This window comes from Pseudomonas sp. SDO5532_S415, from assembly GCF_054071155.1.
Genome location: NZ_JBSVWS010000300.1, coordinates 1 through 3,830, shown reverse-complemented (window position 1 = coordinate 3,830; position 3,830 = coordinate 1). Strand labels below are relative to the sequence as shown.

Here is a 3,830-nt window from a genome sequence, read left to right as displayed (position 1 = left end):
GCATGTATTTTTGCTTCGACAGATGATCAGTGTGGGAGCGAGCCTGCTCGCGAAGACGTCGTGCCAGACGACATCAATGTTGAATGACCCACCGCTTTTCGCGAGCAGGCCCACATTAGGTTGTGATGTTCAGGAATTTGCTTTCAGCGTCCGGCCGCTGCGTCCGCCAATGCAGCAACCACCTGTTTCTCGATGTCCTTTTCATCCAGTCCGCGCCCGAAATGTTTTAGGTAGCGGCCCTGGCTGTCGAGCAGGAACAGAATTGTCGAGTGGTCCATCATGTACTGCCCTGGTTGATCGCCGGTCGGCACTTTCTTGTAATACACATGGTAGGCGTCGGTGATGCGGGCGATCTCTTGCGCCGAGCCGGTCAAACCAACGAAGTCGCTGGCGAAGTAGTTCACGTACGCCTTCAGCTTTTTCGGCGTGTCACGTTCCGGGTCGATGGTGACGAAGATCGGTCGCACCGTGATGCCTTGCTGCTGTTGCAGTTGCCGACTGATGCGGGCCATTTTCGCCAGGTCCGTGGGGCAAATGGCGGGGCAGGTCATGAAGCCGAAGTACAGCAACGCCGGTTCGCCAAAACTGCGTTCGGTGACGCGCTGGCCATTCTGATTGGTCAACTGGAACGGCCCGCCGATATCGTTACGGGGCGCGGCTGGCGTACTGGCTGCCATTGCCGCCAGAAGCAGCGCCATTAGCCATTTCATTGCTCAATACCCTCCCGAATAGGTCAGCGCCAGGCCCACCAGCTCCGACATTTGACCGTCCTGTTTCTGAGTGCCGGCGGACAGCCCGAGCGTGATCTGACCGGTGATGTTGTAGGTCAGGCTCAGCTCGTTGAGGTAATCCTGGCGATCCGCACCCCCCGTCGATTCGCGATGCTTGTCTGTCCGGGTCGCGCCCAGGGCCCAGTCACCGAAATCGAAGGTCAGCGAGGTGGTCAGGTAACGGGTGTCGTTGCCCTTGATGCCGTCTTCATTGTCGACATCGGCGAATTCGACGAAGGGCACGATATCGAAGTAGCGCCCGGCCAGCGTCGGCTCAAGATCCGTACTCGGTTCATAAGCCCAGATGTAGCGGGCGGAGGCGATCTTGATGGTTTCGTCGTCTTCGCCAGGCGGACTGGGTTGCGTCTGGTCCTCGGCCTTCTTGTTGAACATGTAGCCGGCCTGCATCTCCAGATAAGGCACTGCCGGGATTGCAATCCAGTTCACCGTCACCGCGTAGGAGTCGAGTTTGCCGGTGTTCGAGGGACCGCCGTCGCTGCGTTGCAGTTTTTCGCCATGGCGCAGATAGGGGCGACCGAGAAACGAATTGTCTGCGGTGTACAGGCTCAGGTTGGGCTCGATCATGCCCAGCTTCTGGTCGAAAAAACGATACGCCACCGTGCCGCCGAGCATGCCGTCGAGGTCGTAGGTGCTGACGAAATCCTCGGTGTAGAGGCCCGGCGCCTGGTCCTGCGCGCGACCGAACGGCACATGGTACTTGCCGACCGAGAACGCTGAGTTGGCGTTGTTCTGGTAATAGTTCAGGTCGTTGATCACCAGCCCCACGTCTTCGAAAAAACGTTTTTGACCCGGCTCCGGCCCGTCGATGGGATTGATCTCGGTGGACAGCTGAATCTGCTGGTCGTGGGTGAAGCGAAAGTAAAAAGTGGTGTTGATGTCCGGGTAGGCATCGGTGCTGTTGCGATTGCCGCCCTGGGGCACGTCGGCATGCACGTGGTCATATTGAAAGGTCGCGTCGTAATCCATGCCGACGTTGGGGTACTGACCGTCATCGGCCAGGGTCGCTTCGACACCGCACACCGATCCCATCAACAACATTGCCAGGCGATAGTTGTTCATATCGCGCCCACCCTTATTTGATCAACGTCGTCATCGGGCTGGACGCTTTCGGGTCCTGTCCGGTGTTGCGCAGCCAGGAGCACAACTGGTTGTTTTCACCGTACAGCCCGCCCAGGGGTTCGAGCTTGACGGCCTGCTCGTAGTCCTCGGGCTTGACCACCTGGATCGCCTGCATCATGCCGCCGTCCTCGTGTTCGAGGATGTGGCAGTGGTAGACGAACTTGCCGAGGATCACCGGATCGCGAAACGGAATGCGCACGGTGATCGAACCCGTGGCGGGAATGAACACATTGTCCCGATAGCCGCTGAACTGCACCGGTTTGCCGTTGAGTTCGGTGACCTGGAAATCCACTTGGTGAATATGAAACTGGTGCAGTTCCTGGGACGGGTTGAACAGCCGCCACTCTTCCACGTCACCGAGCTTGACCGTGGTGTTGACCCGGTCCAGTTCGAAGCGGGTGCCATTGATCAAGAACGCATTGGAGTCAGTGTCCGAATCCTGGAAGGCGAACTGCCGGGTCTTGTTCACCGCGATCTTGCTGAGGTCCTCGGCCGGTGGATAGGCGCTGGTGATCTGCCGCGTCGCGACCTGCGCACCGCTGGAGCGCAGGACCGCCAGCTTGGCCCCCGGGTAGTCATCGCCCGCCGGCCCGGTATTGCCCGAGCCGGTTTCGACGACGTAGGAGCCGGCCGGTGGCCCGACCACCAACACGCTGAAACGCGCCGATGGTCCGATCAGCACCTGGTCCGTATCAACGCGGCGGGTCACGGTATTGCCGTCGCGGGACAGCACCTGCATCGACTGGTCGTTGATGCGAATCCGGAAGTACTGGTTGGCGGCGATGTTGATGAAATGCCAGAGCTGGGTTTCTCCGGGCTTGATGTCGATGGTGGGCACTTCCTGGCCATTGATCGTGCGAATCGACGGGGCGCTGGTGATGATTTCGCTGGCGACTTTGCCGGTCAGGGTTTTCTGGAAATTACGCAGGACCAGCACTTGCTCCTTGATGCCCTTGAGTTCGGGGAAGGGGTCGAGCATGCCATCGACCAGGATCGGCCCGGCAATCCCGGCCGACACCTGACGCTGGGAGCCGCCATGGAAATGGCTGTGATACCAGTAGGCGCCGGGGCTGTGCTGCATCGGCAACTTGACGTTGTATTCGCCCACCTGATGAGGCTGGGTCACGCGGAAAATATTGTCGCCTTCATCCAGGGGCGACACCTGCATGCCATGGAAATGCAGGTTGGTGATCTCGTCCATGCGGTTATCCAGACGGATCGCCATGGTCCCGCCGGGGCGGGTTCGAATCAGTGGCGAATCGTAATCGCCGTTGAACACCAGGGACACATAGCGCTCATTGCCGACGTTGACCTGCTGTTCGGCCGCCGTCAGCGTGGCACGGGTCACGCCGCCGGCGTCGTAGGTGAACTCGGGGTTCTGGCGCAGCGGTTGAGAGGCGGGTTCAGCGGAATGCTGTGTCGCGCAACCGGTCAGCGCAAGGGCAACGACGCTCGCGCAGAATGCAAAAGGGCGGACGCTGAAAGCTCTGGGCATGATCGCGACCTTCGTGGGCGTGGCGAGGAACTACGGGGTAGTTCGCCTGGGTGTTGCCGAAGGTGAGTAGAAGACACACCGCGCAATGTGCAAAACCACTTCCTCTTTGGAAATGAGAATGATTGCGTGCAACTTTTCGCAGTGTAGAACAGGTGTTGTGGTGCGCTAGTTTTTTGGATCCAGTGCGTCATATAAAGCGATGAAGTGCATGTTTCTCATTTATGAAACACTATAGATTAATGAATCTATGAATCGGGGATATATCCGTTATTCAGGTAACGGCTACTTAGGGTTCCGCTCTTACAGCGGGTCACTTGGAAGAGCCCCAAGTAACCAAGGGCTCTTGCCCCTTTCGTTCGGTGCCTCGCCTAGGCTCGGCATGCCCTCGCTCCGGTCCTGCTCCGTGGGCCCGCCGCCATCGGCCA

Annotated in this window: 3 protein-coding genes; all 3 read right to left on the bottom strand. The window is 59.1% G+C overall.

Annotation, left to right across the window (positions count from 1 at the left end; genetic code table 11):
• Positions 1 to 143 precede the first annotated feature (143 nt).
• The 3 genes from ACW9HW_RS29435 to ACW9HW_RS29425 are packed head-to-tail and all read right to left on the bottom strand — an operon-like array spanning position 144 to position 3,405.
• Entirely contained in the window at positions 144 to 710 is a 567-nt protein-coding gene (locus ACW9HW_RS29435) for an SCO family protein (RefSeq protein ID WP_457402845.1), read from the bottom strand.
• 3 nt (positions 711 to 713) lie between these two features.
• Entirely contained in the window at positions 714 to 1,850 is a 1,137-nt protein-coding gene (locus ACW9HW_RS29430; protein ID WP_457402843.1) for a hypothetical protein, read from the bottom strand.
• Between the two features lie 13 nt (positions 1,851 to 1,863).
• Entirely contained in the window at positions 1,864 to 3,405 is a 1,542-nt protein-coding gene (locus ACW9HW_RS29425) for a multicopper oxidase family protein (RefSeq protein WP_457402841.1), read from the bottom strand.
• Positions 3,406 to 3,830: the final 425 nt, after the last annotated feature.